The organism is Streptomyces sp., assembly GCF_035645055.1.
Classification (GTDB): domain Bacteria; phylum Actinomycetota; class Actinomycetes; order Streptomycetales; family Streptomycetaceae; genus Streptomyces.
In genome coordinates, this window is the sequence record NZ_DASQNH010000068.1 from 1 (window position 1) to 24,059 (window position 24,059).

General features: G+C 73.1%; 17 protein-coding genes. 7 read left to right on the plus strand and 10 right to left on the minus strand.

The window, feature by feature from the left end; genetic code table 11:
* Positions 1-98 precede the first annotated feature (98 nt).
* Positions 99-1,388 carry an LCP family protein gene (locus tag VE614_RS22630; RefSeq protein WP_324940127.1) on the minus strand — a complete coding sequence of 430 codons (1,290 nt, stop codon included), beginning with the start codon at positions 1,386-1,388 and terminating at the stop codon, positions 99-101.
* Between the two features lie 118 nt (positions 1,389-1,506).
* Here VE614_RS22630 and VE614_RS22635 point away from each other — a divergent pair, with 118 nt between their 5' ends.
* The gene (locus tag VE614_RS22635; RefSeq protein WP_324940130.1) at positions 1,507-2,073 is read left to right on the plus strand and encodes an acyl-CoA thioesterase; all 567 of its coding nucleotides are present in this window, start codon (positions 1,507-1,509) and stop codon (positions 2,071-2,073) included.
* Between the two features lie 38 nt (positions 2,074-2,111).
* Here VE614_RS22635 and VE614_RS22640 read toward each other — a convergent pair whose 3' ends face one another.
* Positions 2,112-3,635 carry an LCP family protein gene (locus VE614_RS22640; protein ID WP_324940133.1) on the minus strand — a complete coding sequence of 508 codons (1,524 nt, stop codon included), beginning with the start codon at positions 3,633-3,635 and terminating at the stop codon, positions 2,112-2,114.
* A 73-nt stretch (positions 3,636-3,708) separates the two neighbouring features.
* Here VE614_RS22640 and VE614_RS22645 point away from each other — a divergent pair, with 73 nt between their 5' ends.
* Positions 3,709-4,758, plus strand: coding sequence for a glycosyltransferase family 2 protein (locus tag VE614_RS22645; protein ID WP_324940136.1), 1,050 nt, complete (start codon positions 3,709-3,711; stop codon positions 4,756-4,758).
* Positions 4,759-4,781: 23 nt separating this feature from the next.
* On the opposite strand, the gene VE614_RS22650 is transcribed toward VE614_RS22645, so the two are convergent.
* From VE614_RS22650 to VE614_RS22665, 4 genes are all read right to left on the minus strand, one after another.
* The gene (locus tag VE614_RS22650; protein ID WP_324940139.1) at positions 4,782-6,551 is read right to left on the minus strand and encodes an LCP family protein; all 1,770 of its coding nucleotides are present in this window, start codon (positions 6,549-6,551) and stop codon (positions 4,782-4,784) included.
* Positions 6,552-6,689: 138 nt separating this feature from the next.
* Entirely contained in the window at positions 6,690-8,561 is a 1,872-nt protein-coding gene (locus VE614_RS22655; protein ID WP_324940142.1) for an LCP family protein, read from the minus strand.
* A 237-nt stretch (positions 8,562-8,798) separates the two neighbouring features.
* A complete protein-coding gene (locus VE614_RS22660; RefSeq protein ID WP_324940145.1) occupies positions 8,799-9,992 on the minus strand; it encodes an LCP family protein in 1,194 nt (397 codons plus the stop codon).
* 153 nt (positions 9,993-10,145) lie between these two features.
* On the minus strand, positions 10,146-10,904 hold the full coding sequence (locus tag VE614_RS22665) for a TIGR03089 family protein (protein WP_324940148.1): 759 nt from the start codon (positions 10,902-10,904) through the stop codon (positions 10,146-10,148).
* Between the two features lie 139 nt (positions 10,905-11,043).
* Between VE614_RS22665 and VE614_RS22670 the strand changes: the two genes are divergently transcribed.
* Together VE614_RS22670 and VE614_RS22675 are read left to right on the plus strand one after the other, a co-directional pair.
* Entirely contained in the window at positions 11,044-12,450 is a 1,407-nt protein-coding gene (locus VE614_RS22670) for a peptidoglycan recognition protein family protein (protein ID WP_324940151.1), read from the plus strand.
* A gap of 150 nt (positions 12,451-12,600) precedes the next feature.
* Positions 12,601-13,683 (plus strand): NDP-sugar synthase, encoded by a 1,083-nt coding sequence (locus VE614_RS22675; protein WP_324940154.1) that lies wholly within the window; start codon positions 12,601-12,603, stop codon positions 13,681-13,683.
* 174 nt (positions 13,684-13,857) lie between these two features.
* On the opposite strand, the gene VE614_RS22680 is transcribed toward VE614_RS22675, so the two are convergent.
* From VE614_RS22680 to VE614_RS22695, 4 genes are all read right to left on the minus strand, one after another.
* A complete protein-coding gene (locus VE614_RS22680; protein WP_324940156.1) occupies positions 13,858-14,859 on the minus strand; it encodes a DNA-3-methyladenine glycosylase 2 family protein in 1,002 nt (333 codons plus the stop codon).
* Between the two features lie 45 nt (positions 14,860-14,904).
* Complete coding sequence (locus tag VE614_RS22685) at positions 14,905-16,269, minus strand: coenzyme F420-0:L-glutamate ligase (protein WP_324940159.1); 1,365 nt, start codon at positions 16,267-16,269, stop codon at positions 14,905-14,907.
* The gene (cofD, locus tag VE614_RS22690; RefSeq protein ID WP_324940162.1) at positions 16,266-17,225 is read right to left on the minus strand and encodes a 2-phospho-L-lactate transferase; all 960 of its coding nucleotides are present in this window, start codon (positions 17,223-17,225) and stop codon (positions 16,266-16,268) included. Before cofD ends, VE614_RS22685 begins: the two co-directional genes overlap by 4 nt.
* Before the next feature lie 61 nt (positions 17,226-17,286).
* Positions 17,287-17,793, minus strand: coding sequence for a cysteine dioxygenase family protein (locus VE614_RS22695; protein ID WP_324940164.1), 507 nt, complete (start codon positions 17,791-17,793; stop codon positions 17,287-17,289).
* A gap of 681 nt (positions 17,794-18,474) precedes the next feature.
* On the opposite strand from VE614_RS22695, the gene VE614_RS22700 reads away from it, so the two are divergent.
* The 3 genes from VE614_RS22700 (at position 18,475) to VE614_RS22710 (ending at position 24,043) form a co-directional block, all read left to right on the plus strand.
* The gene (locus VE614_RS22700; RefSeq protein WP_003975777.1) at positions 18,475-18,738 is read left to right on the plus strand and encodes a WhiB family transcriptional regulator; all 264 of its coding nucleotides are present in this window, start codon (positions 18,475-18,477) and stop codon (positions 18,736-18,738) included.
* A gap of 191 nt (positions 18,739-18,929) precedes the next feature.
* On the plus strand, positions 18,930-22,547 hold the full coding sequence (locus tag VE614_RS22705) for a glycosyltransferase family 2 protein (protein WP_324940166.1): 3,618 nt from the start codon (positions 18,930-18,932) through the stop codon (positions 22,545-22,547).
* Positions 22,544-24,043 (plus strand): DUF5719 family protein, encoded by a 1,500-nt coding sequence (locus tag VE614_RS22710; protein WP_324940168.1) that lies wholly within the window; start codon positions 22,544-22,546, stop codon positions 24,041-24,043. Before VE614_RS22705 ends, VE614_RS22710 begins: the two co-directional genes overlap by 4 nt.
* The last annotated feature ends 16 nt before the right edge of the window (positions 24,044-24,059 follow it).

Here is a 24,059-nt window from a genome sequence, read left to right on the forward strand (position 1 = left end):
GCTGAAGGCGGACGAGAAGGTGACCGTCTCGGGCAACTGAGCGCCGCACGCGGAACGGCCCCCGGCGGATCCGCCGGGGGCCGTTCCGCGTGCGGCGCTCAGTTGCCCGAGACGGTCACCTTCTCGTCCGCCTTCAGCTGGTCCACCAGCGTCTTGACCTTGGTCATGTCCCACTGGAGGTTGCCGTTCCCGGCGCTGCCCGCGATCGGCATGTTCAGCGACTTGCCGTCCCCGCCGCTGACGCCCTTCATGGCCCAGAACATGGAGGCCAGGTCCCACAGGCCCATGTCCTTGTCGACGATGAGCGAGTCCAGGCCCGCGCCCATGGTCGGATACAGCTTGAACGGGTTGAGGATCGTGCCCGGAGTGGCCACCTGGCCGGCGAGGGCGTTGAGGAACTTCTGCTGGTTCTTGGTGCGGTCCAGGTCGGAACCGGCCAGCGCGTAGCGGGTGCGGACGAAGGCGAGGGCCTCCTCGCCGTTCAGCGTCTGCCTGCCCTTCTCGAAGTTCGCGCCCGACTTGGTGTCCTTGATGTCCTGCGGGATGTCCATCTCGACACCGCCGACCGCGTCCACGATGTTCGCGAACCCGGCGAAGCCGATCTCCACGTAGTGGTCGATGTGCAGGCCGGTGTTGTACTCGACCGTGCGCACCAGCAGCGTCGGCCCGTCGATGGCGTACGCGGCGTTCAGCTTGTTCGCGCCCATCGCCGCCCGGCGCTTGCCGGACTCCGAGCCCTGGAACTCGGGGATCGTGACGTTGGAGTCACGGGGCAGCGAGATCAGCGTGGGGCCGTTGTCACCGGTGTGCAGGATCATCATCGAGTCCGTGCGCTTGCCTTCGGAGGACCCGGTGTGCAGCCGCTTCTTCTGCTCGGCGGTCATGCCCTCACGGCTGTCCGAGCCGACGATCAGGTAGTTGGTGCCCTCGCCCTTCTCCGGCCGGTCGATCACCGTGGACAGGTCGACCTCGCGGTTGAGCTTGGAGTCGGCCCAGAAGTAGGTGCCGACGGTCGTGACGACCATCACGGCCGCCAGCGTGATCGCGGTCACCTTGATCCGGCGGCGCCAGTTCGGCGCGGGACGCGGCCCGCGCGGCCCGGAACCACCGGGACCGGCCGGACCGCGGCCGCCGGGCGTGCCGTAGACCTGCCCGGTGTTGTATCCGCTGTCGTACCCGCCGGGGCCGCCCTCGCCGCCGTCGACGTACGACGGCTGCCGCGGCACCCCCCGCGGCGGCGCGCCCGGGCCCGAGGCGGGCGGTACCGCCCGGCCGCCGCGTCGCACCTGGCGCATCACGCGGGCGCCTTCCGGCTGCGCGCCGGCACTGCCGCGTCCGTAACGCGGGCCACGGTTGTCGTCGGACCATGCCTCGGGCCAGTCATTCATGCGCCCCAGTGTGCCGGTCGCGGCTGTGTGCTCGACAGGGTCCGTGGAAAACAGGGGCCCGGCTGTTGCGAACCCGACACAAATTCCCCGGATGCCCGCTCGGCATAAGGTGGAGGCCATGACAGACCAGGCCAGCGCCGCAGGGCCGGAAACTCCGGACGTGGCGGACATTCCGGGCAAGCCCACCTCCGCCTCCCGGACCACGCTCAGCCACATCATGACCCACAACGACACCAACCTGCTGGGTACGGTGCACGGTGGAGTGATCATGAAACTGGTCGACGACGCCGCGGGCGCCGTGGCCGGCCGGCACAGCGGCGGGCCCGCCGTCACCGCCTCCATGGACGAGATGGCGTTCCTGGAGCCGGTCCGCGTCGGCGACCTCGTCCACGTCAAGGCCCAGGTCAACTGGACCGGCCGCACCTCCATGGAGGTCGGCGTCCGGGTCCTCGCCGAACGCTGGAACGAGTCCGCCCCGCCCACCCAGGTCGGCTCCGCCTATCTCGTCTTCGCCGCGGTCGACGCCGACGGCAAGCCCCGCCGGGTCCCGCCGGTCATCCCCGAGACGGACCGCGACCGGCGCCGCTACCAGGAGGCCCAGATCCGCCGCACCCACCGCCTGGCCCGCCGCCGCGCGATCATGGAACTGCGCGAGCGGCGGGCCGCGGAGGGCTTCGAGGACTGAGCCCCCCGCACCGCCCGGCGGGGGCGGCCGGTGTCACCTCACGAGCAGCCCGCCTCGTCGCCCCGGACCACCGCGGGCGCCCCGGGCGGCCGGGGCGTCTCGCCCCGCACCTTGGTGACGCCCTGGTAGTCCGTGCCGACGATCACCTTCAGGGTCGCGCCCTGCCCCTTGACCGCCCGCAGCTCACTGCCGGGCAGCGCGGCGGCCAGGGACTTCGCCGAGCGGTCCCAGCGCGGGTCGTGCGCCACGACCGTACGGCGCACGTCCTGCTGGGCCGCGTTCACCGGCAGCCGGGTCGTGCGGAAGCCGGTCGCCGCCAGCGCCGCGTCGGCCCGCCGGCCCAGGCCGGGGGTCCGGGTGCCGTTCTCCACCTGCACGCGAATCTGCTGCGGGGCGACGTCCACCACCCGCACCGGGACGCGCTTCGGCCGCGCCGCCGCCAGCGGGCGGTCGTCGCGCAGCGCCTGGAAGATGCGGTCCGCCTTGACCGGGTCCCACTTCAGGGTCGAGCCGATGCCCTTCACGGCGTGCCCCATCCGCCCGATCGGCACGGTGGTGAACTCCGACGACGACGGGGAGAAGTCCCGCATCGCCCGCCCCAGGTCCAGCAGCTCGTTCGTGCCGAAGTCCTTGTCCGCCCGCACCGACCCGAGCACCGCCCGGGTCACGTCCCGGAACTTCATCGGGTTCAGCAGCACCCCCGAGGAGGTCGCGTGGTCGATCAACGCGGCGAGGAACCGCTGCTGCCGCTGCATCCGGCCCAGGTCGGACGCCCCGTCGACATGGCGGGCCCGGACGTACTGCAACGCCTCGCCGCCCTTCAGGGTGTGGGTGCCGGCCGGCAGGTCGAGGCCGCTGTAGCGGTCCTTCAACGGCCGGACCGTGCAGATCTTCACCCCGCCGAGGACGTCCACGGTCTTCATGAAGCTGGTGAAGTCGACCTCCAGATAATGGTCGATCTTCACCTTGGTCATGTGCTCGACCGTGCGCACGGTCAGCCGCGGCCCGCCCTCCGCGTACGCCGCGTTCAGCCTGATCGGATGGCCCGCGTGCCGCTTGCCGGTGGTCGTGTCGGTGTGCGGCGGCAGCTCGGCGTACGAGTCGCGCGGCAGGCTCACCACGCTCGCCCGCTCCCGGTCCTCCGAGATGTGCACGATCATGATCGTGTCGGTGCAGCGGCAGGGTGCCCCGCCCAGCCGGAACCGGCGCCGGTCCTCCGGGCTGATCCGGTCGCGGCCGTCCGTGCCGACCATCAGGACGTTCATGCCGTGCCCCGCGCGGGGCCGGTTCTTCATGTCGCGGAACGCGTCGACCCGGGCGATGTCCGCGTCCAGGCTGGTGACCAGCGCGTGGCCGATCCCCGCCGAGGCCAGCACCACCACCGACAGGCCGGTCACCGCCCGCATGGCCCAGCGCGGCCGTTTCCGGCGTACGGGCGGACGCGGCGCGCGGCGCTGCGGCTGCGGGCGACGCTCGGGCCGGCTCGGGGACCGAGGCGGTGCGGGCACGGGACACCTCCGGACGACGGCCGTACGCGGGGACCGTGAGCACCGTAGGCCCATACGATCTGCGGCCCGGTGCAGCGCCCCGGTGGGGCGCACCGGTGTCCCCCGTTCGCGGTAACGTGAGGCCCCTATGAACGCGAAGCCCGACGTGCAGCTCCCCGCCGTGTCCGTGATCATGCCCGTCCTCAACGAGGAGCGGCATCTGCGCGGCGCCGTCCACGCGATCCTCGCCCAGGAGTACGCCGGCGAGATGGAGGTCGTGATCGCCCTCGGTCCGTCCACGGACCGCACGGACGAGATCGCCGCCGAGCTGGTCCGCGAGGACCCCCGGGTGCACACCGTGCCGAACCCGACCGGCCGCACGCCCGCCGCCCTCAACGCCGCGATCAAGGCCTCCCGCCACCCGATCGTGGTCCGCGTCGACGGCCACGGCATGCTCTCGCCGAACTACATCGCCACCGCGGTACGGCTGCTGGAGGAGACCGGCGCGCAGAACGTCGGCGGCATCATGCACGCCGAGGGCGAGAACGACTGGGAGCACGCGGTCGCCGCCGCCATGACCTCGAAGATCGGCGTGGGCAACGCCGCCTTCCACACCGGCGGCCAGGCGGGCCCCGCCGAGACGGTCTACCTCGGCGTCTTCCGCCGGGAGGCGCTGGAGCAGCAGGGCGGCTACAACGAGGAGTTCATCCGCGCCCAGGACTGGGAGCTGAACTTCCGCATCCGCGAGGCGGGCGGGCTGATCTGGTTCTCGCCCGAGCTGAAGGTGTCGTACCGGCCCCGGCCGAGCGTGAAGGCCCTCGCCAGGCAGTACAAGGACTACGGCCGCTGGCGGCACGTGGTCGCCCGCTACCACTCCGGCTCGATCAACCTGCGCTACCTGGCCCCGCCGACCGCCGTCTGCGCGATCGCGGCGGGCCTCGTGGTGGGCGCCGCGCTCACCCCGTGGGGCTTCGTGATCCCCGGCGGCTACCTCGCGGCGATCGTCGCCGGGTCCGTGCCCGCCGGCCGGGGGCTGCCGCTCAAGGCGCGGCTCCGGATCCCCGTCGCCCTCGCCACCATGCACATGTCCTGGGGCTACGGCTTTCTGACCAGCCCCAGGTCACTGGCCAGGAAGGTCATCGCGTCGCGGCGGCCGGCCGTGCTGGACGCCGGCAGCCCGGACGTCACGGTCGGCTGAGCGCCGCCACCGGGTGACCCGGACTACTCCTCCCCCTTTTCCCAGGTGTAGGCCGGGTTCACTTCCATGCACGCCGAGTCGTCCGAGGCGTTGAGGGCGTTCGCCGACTCCGGCGTCCGGTCCTCCTTCTTCGGCACCTCGTACGCCGTCCCCTCACGCCAGTCCGCGCCCACGAACAGGGTGACCCCGGAGACGTCCGTGGACTTCTTCACCTGGCTCAGCGGGATGCCCAGGGCCTTCGCCACCCGCTGGGCGTCGCCCTCCAGATCGGCGCTCGGGAAGCGGATCACCGTCTTCTGCTCCGCGACCGGGGCGGAGAGGTCCGCCACGGCCTGCGTGAAGCCCTCACCGGTCAGCAGCTGCGTCACCGACCAGGCCCGGCCGCCGGCCGCCGCCTGGGTGTCCGACGCGGTGGCGTTGCGCACCTGGACCGCGATCTCGGCGTCGGGAGCCGCCGGATCGTCGGACTCGCTGTCCTTCTTCGGCTGCTTCTTCCTGTCCTTGCCGTCCAGGGCGATGTCCTCGCGCAGCATCCGGAACACCGTCTCGGCGTCCTCGGTGGGCTCCACCCGGTTGCCGACCAGCCGGTTCGGCATGGTCGTCATGGTGATGCGGTCGGTCGGCACCTTCTTCAGCTCGTTGGCCAGGTCGTACATCTTCCCGAGGGTGCCCAGGCCCTCGTCGACGACGATCGCCTCGGTGGCCGCCTCGGCGAGCTTGCGCAGCTTGTTGGGGTTGCTCAGGGTGGCGTTGGCGCGCAGCTCGCGGACCATCGAGTTCATGTACATGTGCTGCGCCTCGGCGCGGTACAGGTCGCTGTTGTCCCCGAAGCCGTACCGGGTGCGCAGCCACTGCAGGGCCGTCTCGCCCTTGATCTTGGTGGTGCCCTTCTCCAGCTTCAGCCCCGAGCCGCGGCCCAGCCGGTCGCGGGAGTACACGTTGGCGTCCACACAGACCGGGACGCCGCCGATGGCGTCCGCCATCGACACCACACCCGCGAAGTCGATCATCATGAAGTGGTCGATGTGGATACCGGTCAGCTCCTGCCAGGTCGCCACCGTGCAGCCGGGGCCGCCGTGGCCGAGGCTCTCATTGGTCGGTTCCGGCAGGGTGCTCGCCGCGTACACCTTCCCGTCGTCCGGGTCGGTGCACCTGGGTATGTGCACCAGGGTGTCGCGGGGCATGCTCACGACCGACATGCTCTTGCGGTCCGCCGACAGGTGCAGCAGCATCTGGACGTCGGCGAGCGGAGTGCCACCGAAGGTCTCCTTCGCGCCGCCGAGCTTCTGGTTCTCCTTGCTGTCCCGGGCGTCTGAGCCGATCAGCAGGATGTTCAGCGGCGTCTGCCCGGCCGCGTTCGGGGTGGGCGCGGCGATCTTGTGGTCGCCCAGGTTGAGGTCGTCCTTCTGGATGTTGCCGTTCAGGTGCCGGTAGTAGAGGTAGCCCGCTCCCGCGGTGCCGACTATGACCACCGACAGCACCGTCGCCGACCAGCGCAGCACCCGGCGACCGCGCGGCCGCGCGGCGCCACGGCGGCCCCCGCGCCCCCGGCCGCCGCCGTCACCGCCCCCACCGTGCCTGCCCCGGCCCTCCGCCGGTTCCGCCCGCTCCGGACCACCGCTCCGCGGGGCCCCGGCCTGCGCGTCCCCGGCCTGCGCGTCCCCGGTCTTCTGATCCGCGGTCTGCGGATCCCCGGTCCGCGGATTCGCGGTCCGCGGATTCGCGGTCCGCGCGGTGAGGGACATCGTGTCCTCCGCCGCGGGCACGTCCCCGCGCACACTGCTTCGCGCCACTTGCCTGCCCTCCCCACCCTGCACCTGACACGGGCCCGCCCCGCGTCAAGTCAGACGCACGACGGACCCGTGGGGTTACCCCTTGTTTTTCGTCCGGTCACGGGCTAGTGCCCGGCCGGCTCTCGCCTAGCCCCCCGGCTAGCCGGCGCACTGGACCTTGTCGGCCGTGGACTTCTCCACGTCCGGCGCCTTCGCCGGAGCGGTCACGGGCACCCCCGCGCCCTTGAAGTCCTTGCCCAGGGTCAGCGTCATCGTGGGCAGCCCCTGGGAGTTGGTCACGCTCTCGCCCGGCTTCAGCGCCGCCCCGGACAGCCCCATGATGGCGGCCAGCCGTCGGGCCTGGTCGGCCTGCTCGGGCGCGTACTCGAGCGTGGTCCTGCTCAGCGCGGCGTCGGCGTTGCCCGCGTTCTCGGACTTGGTGACGCCCTCGTCGTTCTGGAGCCACTCGAGCGTCTTCGACGCGCTGCCCGAGGGGGCCCCGCCGTTGAGGATCCGCACCCGCACCTCGGAGGGGTCGGCCTTGGTGCCCTTCAGCCGGGCGGCGACCGCGGCCTTCTCCTGCGCCTTCTTCTCCTTGACGGCGGTGAAGGAGACGTCGTTGGCGATCGCGTTGAAGACGTCGGGGGCCCGGGACTCGTCGACGACGACCGTCGCCTTGACCGTCTCGGCCGGGTTGTCGCGCACCGGGACCGTGGTGAAGCTGATGTTCTTCGGCGGCACCTTCTTCAGCTCCAGCGCCACGTCCTTGAGGGTGCTGACCTTGCCGATGCCGGTGTCGACGGTGAGCGCCTTGGTGGCCGCCTCCGCGAGCTTCATCAGCTTGGTGGGGCTGGTCAGGGTGTCGCTGGAGGACATCTTGCGCATCAGGGACGCCAGGAACTGCTGCTGCACCTTGATGCGGTCCAGGTCGCCCTGGTTGCCGAAGCTGTGCCGGGTGCGGACGAAGGCCAGCGCGTTCTCGCCCATGAGCGTGTGCGGGCCCGCGTCGAGCTTGAGGTGCGAGTCGGGGTCGTCGACGTCCTTGGCGAGACAGACGTCCACGCCGCCGACCGCCGTCGTCAGCGTCTTCACGGCGTTGAAGTCGGCCATCATGAAGTGGTTGACGTCGATCCCGGTCATCTCCTCGACCGTGCGCATGGTGCAGCCCGCGTTACGGCCTTCCTGTCCCAGGCTCGTGTTGAAGCGGACGCCCTGGCTGCCGGGGATGACCGTCTCGTTGCCGTCGGCGTCCTTCGTCGGGCAGTCCGGGATGTCCACGATCAGGTCGCGCGGGATGCTCAGCACGGTCGCGTTGGAGCGGTCCTCGGCGACGTGCAGCAGCAGCGTGGTGTCGGCGTGGCCGGCGCTGCCCTTGTCGCCGTAGCCCTCGTTGCCCTTGCCGGTGCGCTTGTCGGTGCCCAGGAGCAGGATGTTGAAGGCCTCGTCCTTGCTGAAGCCGCTGTCGGCGGCGTTGCCGACGTCCTCGGTGGTGACGTTGCCCTCTAGGTGCCTGAGGTAGAAGTAGCCGGCCGCGCCGACGGCGACCAGGACGAAGGCCATCGTGCCGCCGGTCCACATCACGGCCTTCTTCGCCCGGGAGTTCCTGGCCTTCACGGGCCGCCGTCCGCGCCGCCCCGGCGGCGGCTCCTCGGCCGCGCCGCGGCGCCTGCGCGGCGGGGAGGCCTCACCGGACGCCGAACGACCCGGGCGCGCCTCCCGGCGGTCCGGGCTCTCCCGCCGCTCCCGGCTCTCCCGCCCGTCGCGCCGGTCGCGGCTCTCCCGCCCGTCGCGCCGCTCCCGCCCGTCGCGGCTCTCCCGGGCCTCTTCCCGGCCTTCGGGGGCCGGGGCGGCGGTGCGGCTCGGCCGGCCGGGAGCGGTGCCCCGGCCTCGGGCTGCTCGGCGCGGGCCGGGGACCGCCGACTGCGGTGCGGAAGGGGTCAGTCGCAGTTCGTATTCACCGGTGCTCGGATTGAGTACCCACTGGTCTGCGGGATCGATGTGCTCCGCCCGCCCACGGCCTTGCGCGTCCACGGTTGCCTGAATCCTCCGTCGGGGCCACGCGGCGCCTTCCCCCTCCGAGGCGCTCGGGTCTCGTACATGCAGTGCGCGACCCCTGGACGGACTGTGGCCGGGAGCCGGGTGCACCGGATCGCTCACACTATCCGCCCAGTTCAGCGTCAAGCGACGGCGGTGACAAATTGCACGTCCCTACAACTGGGCAATCCGGCGCATTTTCCAGAATGAAGGGGTGCCGTCTTGGTGTGCGCTTTACCGGCAGTCGTCGTCGGCGGCGGTGTTCCCGCGAAAGGTGGGGGCGGGGGAGACGCCGGCCGCCGGCTCCTCGGAACCGTCGCGCGGGCCGGGACGCGGGGCCACCTCGACGGGCCGGTCCGTGCGCAGCCGCTCGAACAGGCGCTCCGCCTCGGGCTCCACGAGCTGGTCACGATTGGCGTTGTAGACGTACGACTCTCGCGGCACCGTCAGGAACTGGACCCGCTCGGTGGGGATGTCGCGCATCCCACGGACAAGTTGGTACAAACCGCGCAAAGTTGCCAGTTCCGGATCGGTGGTGAGCGCGGAGGTGGCCGCGTCGAGTACGGGGTAGAGCTTCGCCGGGTTCAGCAGTACGTCGTTGCTGCGCACCTTGTTGACCAGGGCCGCGAGAAAGCGCTGCTGGCGGTCCATGCGGTCGGTGTCGCTGCCGTCACCGAGGGACTTGCGGGCACGGACGTAGCCGAGCGCCTGCTCACCGTTGAGTGTCACGGTGCCGGCGGGAAGGTGAAGCCTGGCCGCTTTGTCGTGGATGGCCTGCTTCAGGCAGATCTGTACGCCGTTGAGGGCGTCGACCATCGCCTTGAACCCGGTGAAGTCGACGACCATGTGGTGATCGACGCGAATACCGGTCAGCTGCTCCAGCGTTCGGACCGTGCACGCCGAACCGCCGCTCTCGAAGGCGTGGTTGAACATCGCGAACATCGGCTCGGCCCGGGAGCCGTCCCGGCGCAGACAGGCGGGGACGTCCACCATGAGGTCGCGGGGTATGGAGACGGCGGTCGCGCTGCGGCGGCCGGCCGACAGATGCAGCAGGATCGTGGTGTCCGAACGCTCGGTTCCCGGATCCCGCCCGTAACGGCCGTTGCCGGCCCCGGAACGCGAGTCCGAGCCGATCACCAGGATGTTCCGCGCGTCCCGCACCAGCGAGGTGGGGCGCTCCTTCTCGTACCGGGCGAGTTCCGCGGCCGCGGCCTCGTCGGGCGTGATGTTCCCGTCCAGCTTGGCGTAGATGGCCGAGGCGGTCCCGACGGCCGCCGCGACGACGGCGGTCACGCCGAGCGTGCCGACGCGTATCCAGCGCCTCCTGCGCCGACGTATCAGCCCGACGCCGGAGGCAGACACCCCGAGCCCCGGCCCGAGGGCCCGCCCCGTGCGCCCGGACGGCGGTATGCCTGCGGTGTCGCTCACGACTGAGTCCACCCCTCATGGGAGTACGAGCGTGACGTCCTGCTGCTCCTACGACCATGACCCGGACGGGGTGGGGGTGGGGGATGGGGGTGGGCCGAACGGGTGACTCACCCGGCCGCGGGCAGCCGCCTCCCACGCCCCCGCCCCGAGGCCCTACCGGGCGACCGCGGTGACCCGCTCACTCTCGATCCGCTTGGCCAACGCCTCTTCCCCCGCCCGCTCCGGATTCCGGCACAGCACCACAGACCCCCCGGTCGCGAGCGGCGCGTACAGCCCCGCGCTCAGTCCCTCCCACGTGTCGTACGGCAGTGCCGACAGAATCCGCGACCCGGGCCCGGTCAGTCCGAGCCCCGGCGCGTCCGCCCTGGCCCGCTCCACGATCTCCGCCGCGGTGTACTCCGCCCCGGCCACGATCAGCGCCGGCGCCTCCGGATCGACGGGCGCGTACGGCGTGAACCGGTCCCCGTGGCTCGGCACGTCGACGGCGTAGTCCGCGTACCCGGCCGGCGGCGCCGGGACGAACCGCCGCCCCAGCGGCGCCAGCGACAGCGCGTACCGGTCCCCGCCGCACGCCAGCCCCGCGTCGAAACGGCCGGGCCCGGCCACGACATGGTCGGCCCGCCCCGGATCGCCCTCGACGTCCGCGATCACACCCACCGAGGAACACGCCAGCAGCCACACCGCCGTCTGCCAGTGCGCGGGCAGCAGCAGCGCGACCCGGCCACCCGGTTCGGCGGAGAGTTCGTCCTGGAGGAGGTTGGCGGTTTTGGCCACCCAATTGGCGAAGGTCGCGACGGACAGTTCGACGCGCTCGCCGCTGGCGTCGTCGTAGAAGGTCACCAGGGGCCGCGCGGGATCCGCGGCCAGCGCGGAACGCAGCAGGTCGGCAGGGGTGCGATCGGTGGCAGTCACCCGCGCAAGCGTACGCGGGCGCAGTGGCCCGCACCGAACTGCGGCGCCACCGGTTCGGGGGAACGGCACCGCGACAGCCCGTCAGTTCCGCCAAGTCCCCGATGGACAGACTTGTCTGACTATGTCCAGGATCAGGAGCATGCGTGGATTCCTTGCTTCCTCCATCGGCGTCACCTGCGCGGCCGCCGTGGCCCTTCCGCTGACCCTGCCCGCAGCCCCGGCGACCGCGAGACCCGGCGTGATCCGGGAGGCAGGGGTGCCCGCGGTCCCGGGCGGCACCCAGTCGCTGCCCCTGGTCCCGCTCACCACCGACCGTTCCCTCGGCTCCGCCACCGTCCAGGGGCTGCCGCGCCGTGACGTACGGCGCTTCTCGATGATCGGCGTCGTCTGGGACGACCCCGGCGCCGAACTCCACGGCGACGTCCAGGTCCGCGTCCGGGCCGCCGGCACCGGCACCTGGTCCGGCTGGCAGGACGTCGAGACCCACAACGCCGACCACGCGGCGGACCCCGGCACCGAGGAGCGTGCCTCCGCCCGCGTCCGCGGCGGCACGGCACCGCTGTGGGTGGGCGACTCGGACGGCGTGGAGGTCCGGGTACGGGCGACGGCGGACACCCCCGAAGACGGCACCGAGGCCAATGCCCACGGGGACGGCACCGAGGCCGGCGTCCGCACCCCCCGGGCCCCCCTCCCGCCCGGCCTCCGCGTGGAACTCGTCGACCCCGGCGCCGCCGCGGACACCCCCGCCCACGGCACCCCGGCCGCCTCCTCCCGTCTGGGCACCCTGAGTCCCGACACCATCGCCGCCTCGGAGCCCAACGCGGTGCTCGCCCCGCTCGGCGCCACCGAGATCCCGGCGCTCGACCGGACGGCGACCGAGCGGGAGCTGCTGACCCTGGCCGCCGGGAACGTGACGGAGGGACAGCGGGCGAAGCCGAAGATCGGCCCGCGCCCGCGGATCGTCACCCGGCGCGGCTGGGGCGCGAACGAGAAGCTGCGCGAGAAGACGTTCATCTACACGAAGAAGGTCAAGGCCGCCTTCGTGCACCACTCCGCCACCGGCAACGGCTACGGCTGCTCCCAGGCCCCGTCCGTCATCCGCGGTATCTACCGCTACCACGTGAAGAGCATGGGCTGGCGGGACATCGGCTACAACTTCGTCGTCGACAAGTGCGGAAACATCTACGAGGGCCGCGCGGGGGGCGTGGCGAAGCCCGTCATGGGCGCGCACACCCTCGGGTTCAACTCCAACAGCATGGGGATCGCCGTTCTCGGCACGTTCAACTCGGCCAAGCCCTCCAAGGCGACGGTGAAGGCACTGGGCCGGCTGACGGCGTGGAAGCTGGGCCTGGGCGGGGCCAATCCGCGCGGCAAGACGTATCTGAAGTCGGGCGGTGGCAATCTCTACCGAAAAGGCAAGAACGTACGACTGAATGTGATCTCCGGGCACCGCGACGGTTTCGCCACGGAGTGTCCAGGCCGCAAGCTCTACGCCAAGCTCGGCTCGGTCCGCGGTTACGCGGCGTACTACCAGGGCCGCCAATAAGGCCGGCGGGGACACGGCCGGGGCGGGGCCGGGGGGAACTGGGGACGCTTCCGCGACGTCGTACGCCGTCGAAGGCGCCGGCAACGGTCTGCATACACTGGCCGGCCGAAAGACAGTTCGGCCGGTCCCGGCAGGAAGCAGAGACGACAGGTGACAGAAGCGATCCTCCTGGTCGGCGGCAAGGGCACCCGGCTGCGCCCGCTCACGGTGCACACGCCCAAGCCCATGGTCAGGGCGGCGGGGGTGCCGTTCCTCACGCACCAGCTGGCGCGGGCGCGGGCGGCGGGGGTCGAGCACATCGTGCTCGCGACGTCCTACCTGGCGGAGGTGTTCGAGCCGTACTTCGGCGACGGCTCGGCCCTGGGACTGCACATCGAGTACGTCACGGAGGAGGAACCGCTCGGCACGGGCGGCGCGATCCGCAACGTGGCGTCGCGCCTGCACTCGGGCCCCGAGGACCCGATTCTGGTCTTCAACGGCGACATCCTCACCGGCCTCGACATCCGGGCCCTGGTCCGCACCCACGAGACGACCGGCGCGGACGTCTCCCTCCACCTGACGAAGGTGACGGACCCGAGGGCGTACGGCCTCGTCCCGACGGACGGGACGGGGCGGGTGCGGGCCTTCCTGGAGAAGCCGCAGACGCCGGAGGAGATCGTCACCGACCAGATCAACGCGGGGGCGTACGTCTTCCGCCGCTCGGTGATCGACACGATCCCGGCGGGCAGGCCGGTCTCCGTCGAACGGGAGACCTTCCCCGGCCTCCTCGCGGCCGGTGCCCACCTCCAGGGCATGGTCGACTCCACGTACTGGCTGGACCTCGGCACCCCCGCGGCGTTCGTGCGCGGCTCCGCGGACCTCGTCCTCGGCCGTGCCCCGTCCCCGGCGGTGCCCGGCCGCTGCGGCGACCGGCTCGTCCTTCCCACCGCGACCGTCGCACCGGACGCGAAACTGGCGGGCGGCACGGTCGTCGGCGAGGGCGCCTTCGTCGCGGAGGGCGCGCGCGTCTTCGGCTCGACGATCCTCCCCGGCGCCGTCATCGAACCCGGCGCGGTCATCACCGACTCCCTCATCGGCACCCGCGCCCGGGTGGGCGAACGCTCCGTCCTCACCGGCACGGTCATCGGCGACGGCGCGGTCATCGGCCCCGACAACGAACTCCGCGACGGCATGCGCGTCTGGTGCGACGCCCGGATCCCAGCGGGCGCGGTCCGCTTCTCCTCGGACCAATAGGCGCCTCACGGCACGACTGCCCGCGGTTACGCGGGCAGTCGTGCCGCTGGGGCGGCACGGGTGGGCGCTGGGGGCACCCCCTGCTCGCAGAGCTCGGAGGAGGCACCACGCAACGCCGGGCCGTGAAACCCACCCCCCAGCCCCCACCGCACCGCGCACCGGACGAGCGAAGCCTCACAACCGCCCGATGTCCCACACGGGCATCTTCGGCACCCGCCGAGCCGGCACCCGCCCGCTCAGCAGAATCAACCGCGCCGCACGGTGCCGCTGCCCCGCATACGGCTCCAGCAGCCGCAGCATCTCCGCGTCATCCGCGTCCCGGTCCCCGGCCAGCGCCCATCCCACGATGCCCGGCAGATGCACATCCCCGACGGTCACCTCGTCCGCCGCCCCATGACTGCGCTGTACGACCTCCGCGGAGGTCCACGGCCCGATCCCCGGCACGACCTCCAGCCGCGCCCGCGCCGCCACCGGCTCCATCCGCGCGGCTTCCTCCAGCCGCGCCGCGACCCGCACCGCGCGCAGCACCGTGGACGCCCGCTTGTCGTCGACCCCGGCCCGATGCCATTCCCAGGAGGGGATCAGCGCCCACGTCCGCGCCTCCGGCATCACCCACATGCCCTCGGGCGCGGGCCCCGGCGCCGGCTCGCCGAACCTCCGGACCAGCAACCGCCACGCCCGGTACGCCTCGTCGGTGGTGACCTTCTGCTCCAGAATCGACGGAATCAACGACTCCAGCACCAGCCCGGTCCGCGTCAGCCGCAGCCCCGGCCGCCGATGCCGGGTCACCGCCACCAGCCGGTGCCGGGGCGTGAAGGCGGCCGGATCGTCCGCCGCGCCCAGCAGCTCCGGCAGCCGGTCGAGCAGCCACTCGGCCCCCGGCCCCCACGCCTCGCCGCGCACGTCCGCGCCGCGGGCGACGACCCGCAGCGTCCCCGGCCCGCCCGGCGTCCGGGTGGCCCGCCACACGGACCCGTCCGGCGTCACGCGGAACGTGGGGTCGCCGGGCCCGCGCCGCAGCGGCCCGAGCACCAGCCCGAGATCCAGCGGCCCGTCCGGCGCGTACGTCCGCACCCGCCCCGGCCCGGCCGCCGGCCGCGGCACCCCGCCGGGCACGGCGACCTGCCCGCCGCGCACAGTCGTACGGGTGGGCCGGTGAGCGAAACGTCCTGCCACGGGTGGGGTCCTCGGGGAGTAGGTGGTGACCCTACGAGCGTACGGTCACCGCACCTCGATGAACGCCCCCGCGTCCCGCCCGGCACGAGGTCTCGGCTCCTCCGCCGGATGCCCGACCGCAACGGCCCCCATCGGATCCCACTCCTGTGGCAGCCCCAGCACCTCGCGTACGACATCCCGGCAGAACATCGTGGACGACACCCAGGCCGAGCCGAGCCGCTCCCCGGCCAGCGCGACGAGGAAGTTCTGCACCCCGGCGCCCGCGGCGACCACGAACATCTCCCGCTCCGCCCCGTCCCGCCGCGCGTCCCCGTAGGTGTGCGAGCCGTCCATGACGAGGCACGGCACGACGAGATACGGCGCGTCGCGCAGCACATCGCCGCGCCGCACCCGCTTGGCGATGGACTCCTCGCTCTTGCCGTCCCGGCGCAGGTCCGCGATCCACGCCTGGCGCATCGCGTCGAGCAGCCGGGTGCGCGACTCCTCCGACTCCAGCAGGACGAACCGCCAGGGGGTGGTGTGGTGCGGAGCGGGCGCCGTGACGGCGGCGGCCACGGCCCGGCGCACCGCGCCCGGGTCGACGGGCTGGTCGGTGAAGGCACGGACCGTGCGGCGCCGGGTGACCGCTTCCCGCACCGCCTCCGAGGTGCCCAGCCGGAACATGTCGTCCCGCGCGTCGCGGACCAGTGCCCGGGCGCCCGTGTCGGCCCACTCTTCGGCCACCACGTGCGGCAGCCCGCGCACCACGGCGACGGGCAGCCCGGCCGCCTTGCCCTTGACCAGGTCACCGGCGGCGGCCAGCTCGTCGGCGGTGGCGACGACGGTGGCGCTGAGCGGATTGCCGTACGCGTCCGTGCCGCCGCGCAGATCGTCCAGGACCCGCACGCCCGCGGCGCCGATCGCGACGTCCGTGAGCCCCGAGCGCCAGGGGCGCCCGAAGGTGTCGGTGACCACCACGCCGACGGTGACGCCGAGGATCTCGCGCAGCCCGTCGCGGATCGCGCGCGCGGAGACGTCCGGGTCCTCGGGCAGCAGCAGCACGGTCCCGGCGGGGGTGTTGGACGCGTCGACGCCGGCGGCGGCCATGACCAGGCCCAGCCGGTTCTCGACGATACGCAGGGTGCCGCGGCGGGCGACCACGCGGACGGTCTCCGCGTCGATCGCGGCCTCGCGGTCCGCCGCCTCGACGATCCGCCCCTCCGCCTTGGACACGATCTTGGAGGTGACCAGCACCACGTCCCCGTCGGCCAGCCCCGGCTCGGCCGCCGCGATCAGCTTGGCGAGGTCGTCCCCGGCCGCGACCTCGGGAATCCCGGGCACGGCCCAGACGCGGTAGGCGGGGGCGCCCCCGTCCGCGGGAGCGCCCCCGTCCGCGGCGGTGCCGCGCGCCGCGCCGCGCTCGTCGCTCACGCCGTCCGCACCTCCTCCGCCAGCGCCAGCGCCTCGCGGGCCATCCGAGCGGTCGCCTCGATGTCGGTCATCATCAGCGGGACGGCCTTGCAGCGGATGCCGGCGTCCTCCACACGCGCGGCGGAGCCCGCGTCGACGGTGTCGACCAGCCAGCCGTCGAGCAGTCCGGAGCCGTAGTGCTCGGCGACCGCGGCGGCCGTGGACTCCACGCCGACCGCGGCCAGCACCTTGTCGGCCATCCCGCGCACCGGCGCGTCGCCGACGATGGGGGAGAGGCCCACCACGGGCACCCCGGCGTCGGCGATGGCCTCGCGGATGCCGGGCACGGCGAGGATGGTGCCGACCGACACGACGGGGTTGGACGGCGGGAAGAGGATGACGTCGGCCTCGGCGATCGCCTCCAGGACACCGGGCGCCGGCTTCGCCTGCTCGGCACCGACGGGCACGATCGCCTCGGCGGGGACGGAGGCGCGCAGCCGCACCCAGTACTCCTGGAAGTGGATCGCCTTGCGCTCGCCCTCGAGCTCGACGGCGACATGGGTCTCCACGCGGTCGTCGGTCATCGGGATCAGACGCACCCCGGGCCGCCAGCGGTCGCACAGCGCCTCCGTGACCGCGCTGAGCGGATATCCGGCGCCGAGCATCTGGGTCCGCACGATGTGCGTGGCGAAGTCGCGGTCGCCCAGCCCGAACCACCCGGGCCCGACGCCGTACGCCGCCAGCTCCTCCTTGAGATGGAAGGTCTCGTCCGCCCGCCCCCAGCCCTGCTCCTCGTTGATGCCGCCGCCGAGCGTGTACATCACCGTGTCGAGGTCCGGGCAGACCTTCAGCCCGAAGAGGTGGATGTCGTCCCCGGTGTTGCCGATGACCGTGATGTCCGCGTCCGGCACGGCCCGCTTCAGACCGCGCAGGAAACGAGCACCGCCGATACCGCCTGCCAGAACCACAATGCGCATGCGCCAAGTCTGGCAGGCCGGTACGACAACGCGTCAGGCAGTTCGGTTCACGCGGTCCGGGTCAGGCCGTCACGGATCCCGGCCGGGCCGCCGCCTCGCAGTGAGGGGCCGTGTGCATCGGCATCTCGGTGAGGCCGGGGAAGTAGACGTGCAGGCTCACGGCCGGCTCCAGCGCGTCGTTGACGACCTCGTGCACGTACCCCGGGGCGAACACGCGCTGGGCACCCGCGGTCAGCGCGCGCGTGCGGCGCCCGCTGTGCTCGGTGAGCGTGCCGTCCAGGACGGTCAGCACACCGGAGGACGGGCCGTGGTCGTGAAGCCCGCTGCCCTGCCCGGGCACCCAGGACAGCAGCCAGATCTCATAGCCCGGGCCTGTGCGCAGCCGGTGGTACCAGCGGGTGGTGGCGTCGTACCGGACCAGGTGCTCCCACTGGGCGCGGTCGGCGGCGAGGGAGCGGGCCAGCCCGGCGAACTCGGCCACGGTGGCCGGGTGCTCGCGCGGTGCCTGGAGCAGGTGCGGTACTTCGAGGAGGTCGCCGGCGATCTGCAGGTCGCTGTCGCTGTTCATGGGTGCGGTGGTTCCTTGGCGGAAGGGGCGAACAGAGGGGTGCCCCGTGGGAGAGGGCGCGGAGGGGGGAACAGCAGCCGCGTCCGACGGGACGCGGCGGGGCCGGAGCGCGTGAGGCTCAACAGCCGGGACAGCAACAGCTACAGCGAGCGCGGGCAGCACCGAGGGACCCGGCGGTGCGGGTCGAGGTGAGCGCCAAGTTCGCGAGCATGCCCACAAGGACACCGGTTCACACCTGCACTGTCAACTCCGCGCCCGGATCGTGGGATGTGGTTCACCTCATCCGGTCGATCTGTCAGGTGAAAGGTTTGTGCATGCGGTCGCCGGGACACATGGGGGCACAGCCGGGCGCGCAAGCCTCGATGCGATCCCGTGATCCGACTGTGATCCGGTTCGCTTCGGCGTGCGTGTCGGAACGGGATCGAACTCGCGGGCGTCCTTCCCCGTACAGGACTGTGCGGGGCCGGAGACCCTCCCGGGCCCCGTCGCTGCGTCAAGGTTTATGCCGATTTGAACACTTTCCGCACGGCCTTGGTTCCGCAGAGTGAATAAGGGGCTCAATAGCAGATCTCGGCTTGACTCGCCCGGAGCAGCACACTTGTAATTTCACTCGTGTCGTTCAGCCGAGATCGGTAACGGCTACATCACGGGGACGCGGAAAAGAACAGACGAGGGGCGCACATGACCGAGCTGGTGCAGCAACTGCTGGTCGACGACGCGGACGAGGAACTCGGCTGGCAGGAGCGCGCGCTGTGCGCCCAGACCGACCCCGAGTCCTTCTTCCCCGAGAAGGGCGGCTCCACCCGTGAGGCCAAGAAGGTCTGCCTCGCCTGCGAGGTCCGCTCCGAATGCCTTGAGTACGCCCTCGCCAACGACGAGCGATTCGGCATCTGGGGCGGCCTGTCCGAGCGTGAGCGCCGCAGGCTGAAGAAGGCGGCCGTCTGACCCGCGCCGCGCGGACACCGGTGGACAAGCGGTACGGAAGAGGACGAACGGCCCGTCGCGCGTGGGTTATCCACAGGCGGCGGGCCGTCGCGATGGCCAGCCGATAGTGTGGTCGCTCGTCCGAGACGCCCCGCTGCCCCCTCGGGGCGCAGGCGTCCACCGCAGTCCACCGAACCGGGGCCCGTACCTCGATGTCCGTGCACAGCCACTCGGCAGCCCGTCAAGACGTCGCTGCCGCCCCTGAGTTTCCGCGTCACGTGGTGACCGCGGTCCTCGTCTCCCACGACGGCGCCCGCTGGCTGCCCGACGCCCTCGCCGGGCTGCTCGGCCAGGAGCGCCCGGTGCAGTTCGCCCTGGCCGCCGACACGGGCAGCGCCGACGACTCCGCCCAGCTGGTCACCGACGCCCTCGGCCCCGACCGGGTGCTGCACCTCGCCCGGCGCACCGGCTTCGGCCAGGCCGTCGAGGAGGCCCACCGCGCCGCGCCGCACCTCACCCCCGAGGAGCTGCCGTATCTCAAGCGGCCCAGCGGCTGGGACCCCGTCACCCGCCAGTGGCGCGACGACGCCTACGACCAGCCGGAGCTGCCGCACGGCGAGCCCGTCCAGTGGCTGTGGCTGCTGCACGACGACTGCGCCCCCGAGCCCGACGCCCTCGCCCAGCTGCTGCGCGTCGTGGAGAACGAACTGGAGCTGGGCCGCGACGACGTGGCCGTCGTCGGCCCCAAGCTGCGCGGCTGGTACGACAAGCGGCAGCTGCTGGAGGTCGGCGTCTCCATCGCCAACTCCGGCCGCCGCTGGACCGGCCTGGACCGCCGCGAACAGGACCAGGGCCAGCACGACCACGTCCGGTCCGTGCTCTCCGTGTCCACCGCCGGCATGCTGATCCGCCGCGACGTCTTCGAACAGCTCGGCGGCTTCGACCGGCGGCTGCCCCTGATGCGCGACGACGTCGACCTCTGCTGGCGCGCCCACGCCGCGGGCCACCGCGTCCTCATCGCCCCCGAGGCGGTCGTACGACACGCCGAGGCCGCCTCCCGCGAGCGCCGCACCGTCGACTGCGCGGGCCGCACCAGCGCCTCCCCGCACAAGGTCGACAAGGCCGGCGCCGTCTACACCCTGCTCGTCAACACCCGCACCGCCGCGCTGCCGTGGGTGCTGCTGCGGCTCGTCCTCGGCACCGTCCTGAGGACCCTCGCCTACCTCGTCGGCAAGGTTCCCGGACAGGCCGTCGACGAGATCCGCGGCCTGCTGAGCGTGCTGCTGCGGCCCGAGCGGATCGTCGCCGGACGCCGCGGCCGCGGCAGGCCGCGGATCGACAAGGCGGAACTGCGCGCCCTGTTCCCGCCGCCCGGCGCGACCGTGCGAGCCACCGTCGAACAGGTCGCGGGCAACGTCGTCGGCCGTTCCGACGCCGAGACCGCCTCCGGTGCCGGACGGCACGGCGGCGCCATCGAGTCCGGACCCGGCGGCGACGACGTCGACTTCCTGGAGATCGAGCAGTTCGCGCGCCTCAAGCGCATCGCCCGCAACCCGGGCCCGGTGCTCTTCCTGGTGCTGCTGCTCGTCTCCCTCGTCGCGTGCCGCGCGCTCCTCGGCGGCGGCACCCTGGCCGGTGGCGCCCTGCTGCCCGCCCCCGCCGACTCCGGCGAGCTGTGGTCGCGGTACGTCGACGCCTGGCACCCGGTCGGCGCCGGCGGCACCCCCTCCGCACCGCCCTACCTCGCGCTCGTCGCCCTGCTGGCGTCCGTGCTGTTCGGCTCCGCCGGACTCGCGGTCACCGTCCTGCTGGTCTGCTCGGTGCCACTGGCCGGCCTCACCGCCTACTTCGCCTCCCGCCCGCTCGTCGAGTCCCGGCTGCTGCGCGCCTGGGCGGCCGTCGTCTACGCCTTCCTGCCCGCCGCCACGGGCGCCCTCGCCGGCGGCCGGCTCGGCACCGCGGTCCTCGCCGTGCTGCTGCCCCTGCTCGCCCGCGCGGGCATCGCCGCCAGCGGCGTCGCCCACGCCTCCGGCGCCCGCGGCAGCTGGCGGGCCACTTGGGCGTACGCCCTGCTGCTGACGGTCACCACCGCGTTCACCCCGATCGTCTGGCCCGTCGCCCTGGTCCTCGGCCTCGGCCTGCTGGCCGTCCGCCGCGCCGAGATCACCGCCTACGGCCCGCGCTTCCTGGCCCAGCTCGGCACGCCCCTGCTGGTCCTCGCCCCCTGGTCGCTGTCGCTGCTGCCGTTCGGCTTCTTCCAGGAGGCCGGCCTGGAGTTCGGCGCGTCGGCCGCCTCCGCGTTCGACCTGCTCGGTGCCAGCCCCGGCGGCTCCGGCACGGTCAGCGGGCTGATGCTGATCGGCGTCGTGCTCGCCGCGCTCGCCGCCCTGCTGCGCTCCGAACGCCGGTTCGGCATCCGGACGGCCTGGGCGGTCGCCCTGGTCGGCCTCGTCTTCGCCGTGCTCGCCAACCGCTCCGCCTGGGCCGGCCCCGCCACCCTCGTCTACGGCCTCGCCCTCCTCGCCGCCGCAGTCCTCGGCGCCGACGGGGCACGCGCGCGCGTGGCCGAGCAGAGCTTCGGCTGGCGCCAGCCCGTCGCCGCGCTGATCGCCTTCGCCTCCGCCGCCGGCCCGCTGCTCGTCGCCGCCGGCTGGATGATCCGCGGCGCCGACGGCCCGCTGGAGCGCCGCGACCCGGTGCAGGTGCCCGCGTTCGTCGCCGAGGACAGCGGCACCCGCGACCAGGCCCGCACCCTCGTCCTCGACAGCGACTCCACCGCCCACGTGCGCTACACCCTGGTGCGCGGCTCCGGCGCCCGCCTCGGCGACGCCGAAATCGCCGCCGCCCAGGGCGCCGGCGAGCGGCTCGACAAGGTCGTCGCCAACCTCGTCGCCGGGTCCGGCGCCGACCAGGCCGACCAGCTCGGCGCCTTCGCCGTGCGGTACGTCCTGGTGCACAAGGGTGCCCCGCGCGAGGTCAGCCGCGTCCTCGACACCACGCCCGGCCTGATGCGGCTCAGCCAGCGGAACGGCAGCGCCCTGTGGCGGGTGGTCCGCGAGGTCTCCCGCGCGGCGATCGTCCCGGCCTCCGGCTCCGGCGAGCCGCTGCCCGTCGCCGCCGGACCCGTCGAGATCCACACCACGGTCCCGGCGGGCGCCGAGGGCCGGGTGCTCCGCCTCGCCGACTCCGCCGCCGAGGGCTGGACCGCCACCCTGGACGGCAAGCCGCTCACCCGTACCACGGTCGACGGCTGGGCCCAGGGCTTCGAACTGCCCGCCTCCGGCGGCAGGCTCGACGTCACCTACGACGACCCGGTCACCCACACCGCGTGGCTGTGGGCCCAGGGCGCCCTCGCCGTCGTCCTCGTGGTCCTCGCCCTGCCCGGCCGCCGCCGCGACATCGACGACGACCTCCCCGAGGAGCCCGCCGTCCCCGCGCAGGCCGTCACCGGCGAGGGCCGCCGCGCCCGCCGCCTGCGCGCCCAGGCCGAGGCCGGGACGGCCGACCCCGGCGCCGTCCCGTCCCCTCCGCAGGAGGAGACCCCCGTGCCGGCGCAGCAGCAGTCCTACGGAGAGTGGGACACCCCGGCCCCCGCCCCGGCCCCCACGGAGTACCAGCAGTACCAGGACTACGGGCAGCAGTACCCGGCGGACGCCTACCAGGGCACGCAGTACGACCCGTACGCGTACGGCGGCCCCGCCCAGCCCGGGAGCTACGAGCAGCCGTACGACCCGGCGTACGACCAGACGTACCAGGCGGGCTACGAAGCGCCGTACGACCCGGCCCGGCAGCCGCACGGCAGTGAGCGTTCCGACGGGAGCCAGCAGTGAACCGCACCACCCTGTCCCTGATCGCCGCGGCGGCCGCGCTCGCCGCCGTCACCGGAGCCGCCACGCTCACCGCCCCCGACACGTCCGGCACCGGCACCGCCCGCGCGGCGGCGCGTCTGCCCGTCGAACGCACCAGCCTGGCCTGCCCGGCCCCCAGCGCCTCCGACCTCGCCGAGACGGCGTACGCCTCCTTCACCCCCGTCACCGAGGGCGCGGCGAAGGAGGGCACCGCGGAACTCCGGACGGCCGCCCGGCAGACCACGGACGCAGGCAAGGACGCCGAGGAGAAGAACGGCAAGGCGGGCAAGGCACCGCTGAAGCCCGCGGAGCCCGGCAAGCCCGCCACGGGCGAGGCCTCCGGCGCCGACGCGCCCGCGCTGGTCGGCACCGCCGAGGGCCGGTACGCGCCCGGCTGGACCGTCCAGCAGACCACCGAGGTCACCGCGGGCACCGGACGCGGCCTCCAGGGCATCGGCTGCACCACCCCGGACACCGAGTTCTGGTTCCCGGGCGCGAGCACGGGGCAGGGCCGCACGGACTACCTCCACCTCACCAACCCCGACGACTCCGCCGCCGTCGTGGACATCGAGCTGTACGGCGAGCAGGGCCCGCTGGAGTCCGCGGTGGGCGAGGGCATGACGGTCCCGCCGCACTCCACCGAGCCGATCCTGCTCTCCACCCTGACCGCCGAACGGCAGACCGACCTCACCGTGCACGTGACCGTGCGCAGCGGCCGGCTCGGGGCGGCCGTCCAGGCGCTCGACGACAAGCTGGGCGGCGACTGGCTGACGGCCGCCGCGGACCCGGCGGACAGCCTGGTGCTGCCCGGCATCCCCGCGGACGCCACCGAGGTGCGGCTGGTCGCGTTCTCCCCCGGGGACACGGACGCCGACCTGAGGATCCGGCTCGCCTCCCCGACGGGCGGGTTCACCCCGGCCGGGAACGAGACGCTGCACGTCAAGCCGGGCATGACGACCGCCGTCGACCTGGGCGACGTCACCCGCGGCGAGGCGGGATCCCTGGTGCTCACCCCGACGGACCGGTCGGTGCCCGTGGTGGCGGCCGTGCGCGTGCTGCGCGGCAAGGGCTCCGCGCGGGAGACCGCGTTCATCCCGGCGACCCGCGCGATCGAGACCCGCGCGAGCGCCGCGGGCAACGACGAGAAGGGCACCACCCTCTCGCTGACCGCACCCGGCGAGGCAGCGAAGGTCAAGGTCACGGCGTCGGCGGGCAGCGAGGGCGGTACGCCCGTCTCCCGGACGTACACGATCAAGGCGGGCACCACACAGAACGTGGAGGTGCCCGTCCCGAGCGGCCTGAAGGGCATGTACGCGCTGACGGTGGAGCCGCTCTCGGGCGGCCCCGTCCACGCGGCCCGCACCCTCACGGCCCAGCAGGACGACGTTCCGGCCTTCACCGTCCAGACCCTCCCCGACGACCGGGGCACGGTCTCGGTACCGGAGACGGAAGAGGACCTGTCCGTCCTCCAGGAGTAGAGGGCGGGGCGGGGAC

What these genes read in the sequence shown, in the direction of transcription:
- VE614_RS22630 (WP_324940127.1), bottom strand. Translation starts at nt 1,388, where the DNA reads ATGAATGACTGGCCCGAGGCATGGTCCGACGACAACCGTGGCCCGCGT.
- VE614_RS22635 (WP_324940130.1), top strand. Translation starts at nt 1,507, where the DNA reads ATGACAGACCAGGCCAGCGCCGCAGGGCCGGAAACTCCGGACGTGGCG.
- VE614_RS22640 (WP_324940133.1), bottom strand. Translation starts at nt 3,635, where the DNA reads ATGGGCCTACGGTGCTCACGGTCCCCGCGTACGGCCGTCGTCCGGAGG.
- VE614_RS22645 (WP_324940136.1), top strand. Translation starts at nt 3,709, where the DNA reads ATGAACGCGAAGCCCGACGTGCAGCTCCCCGCCGTGTCCGTGATCATG.
- VE614_RS22670 (WP_324940151.1), top strand. Translation starts at nt 11,044, where the DNA reads ATGCGTGGATTCCTTGCTTCCTCCATCGGCGTCACCTGCGCGGCCGCC.
- cofD (WP_324940162.1), bottom strand. Translation starts at nt 17,225, where the DNA reads ATGCGCATTGTGGTTCTGGCAGGCGGTATCGGCGGTGCTCGTTTCCTG.
- VE614_RS22695 (WP_324940164.1), bottom strand. Translation starts at nt 17,793, where the DNA reads ATGAACAGCGACAGCGACCTGCAGATCGCCGGCGACCTCCTCGAAGTA.
- VE614_RS22700 (WP_003975777.1), top strand. Translation starts at nt 18,475, where the DNA reads ATGACCGAGCTGGTGCAGCAACTGCTGGTCGACGACGCGGACGAGGAA.
- VE614_RS22705 (WP_324940166.1), top strand. Translation starts at nt 18,930, where the DNA reads ATGTCCGTGCACAGCCACTCGGCAGCCCGTCAAGACGTCGCTGCCGCC.